This window comes from Mycetohabitans sp. B8, from assembly GCF_021991875.1.
Taxonomy (GTDB): Bacteria; Pseudomonadota; Gammaproteobacteria; order Burkholderiales; family Burkholderiaceae; genus Mycetohabitans.
On sequence record NZ_JAHLKR010000067.1, the window covers coordinates 1 to 1,586 of the forward strand.

The following is a 1,586-nucleotide window of genomic DNA, read 5'->3' on the forward strand; positions in this document are numbered from 1 at the left end:
TCCACGCGCAACGCCAGCGTGTTCACGAAGAAGCCGATCAACGGCTCGATCGCGGTGTGTCCCCGGTTCGCGCTCGGCGTGCCGATGACCAGATCGTGTTGACTCGACAGGCGTGAGAGCACCGCGCTCCACGCCGCGAGCACCGTCATGAACAGCGTTGCGCCGTGCGCGTGGCTTAAACGCTTGAGCGCACGTGTTGTGGACGCATCGATACGGATGGGCACTTGCGCGCCGGCAAACGATTGCTGCGCGGGGCGGAGATGGTCTGTGGGTAGCTCAAGCAGCACTGGCGCATCGGCTAGCGTCGTGCGCCAGTAGTCGCCTTGGGCCTCAAGCCGCTCGCCCGAGAGCCACTGTCGCTGCCAGGCCGCATAGTCCGGATACTGGATCGCCAGCGGCGGCAACGGATCGGCTTGGCCGTCACAGGCTGCACGGTACAGCGCACTGAGTTCGCGCACGAGTACCCCGATTGACCAGCCATCGGAGACAATATGGTGCTGAACGAGCAGCATGACGTACTCGTTATCGGCCAATTGAATCCCGCACGCGCGGATCAGCGGGCCATGCGCCAGATCGAACGGCGCGTGCGCTTCTTCGGTACAGAATGGGGTCAGTTGCGCGTTGGCTTCGTCCACTTCACGCCAATCATGCCAGCGCAGCGGCATGCCCGCGTCGGCGGGCAGCAGTCGTACCTGCGGCTGGCCGTCCACGCTCACAAAGACCGAGCGCAGCGCTTCATGACGGGCCCATAGCACATCCAACGCCTGTTGCCACGCGAGCCGGTTTAAGGGCCCCTGCAAGCGCAGCGCGAACGGGATGTGATAGGTCTCGCTCACGCCATCGAGTTGCGCGAGGAACCACAGCCGTTGCTGTGCAAAAGACAGCGGCAGCGCACCGTCACGCGACACCGGTGTGATTGCCGACAGCGCAGCGTTGTCCGGTGTGCGTTGTGCGTTAAGCGCGGCGGCAAACGCGGCCAGCGTGGGCGAGGCGAACAGCGCTGCGAGCGGCACCTCGGCACCGAGCGCGGCCACCCGATTCATCAGCCGCACGGCGAGTAGTGAATGGCCGCCGAGCGCGAAGAAGCTGTCGTGCCGGCTGATACGCTCAAGGCCGAGCAGCTCGGACCAGATTGTCGCGAGCGCGGTCTCGAGTGCGCCTTGCGGTGCCTCGTACGCCTGGTGCGCGAACGCGTCGGCGTCTGGCTCGGGCAACGCACGCCGATCGAGCTTGCCGTTTGGCGTCAACGGTAACGTGTCGAGCCGCACGAACGCGGCCGGCACCATGTACTCGGGCAGTGCGGCGGCCACATGCGCGCGCAGCGTGCTGGCCAGCGCGTCATCGGGTTCGGCCACCACATAGGCGACCAGGCGCTTGTCGCCGCCGTCGCCCAGCGCCAGCACCGCAGCGTCGCGCACTTGCGGGTGCCCAGCGAGACAGGCTTCGATCTCGCCCAGTTCGATCCGAAACCCCCGGATCTTGACCTGATGGTCATTGCGGCCGAGGTACTCGAGATCGCCATTGGGCCGATAACGCGCGAGATCGCCCGTCTTGTACATCCGAGCGTCGGCTTCGTTCGAGAACGG

The 1,586-nt window shown here is 65.8% G+C and carries 1 protein-coding gene; it reads right to left on the bottom strand.

Annotated elements, in window-relative coordinates:
* The coding region (locus KQH60_RS14750; protein WP_237577142.1) for a condensation domain-containing protein at positions 1 to 1,586 on the bottom strand (1,586 nt) is incomplete at both ends.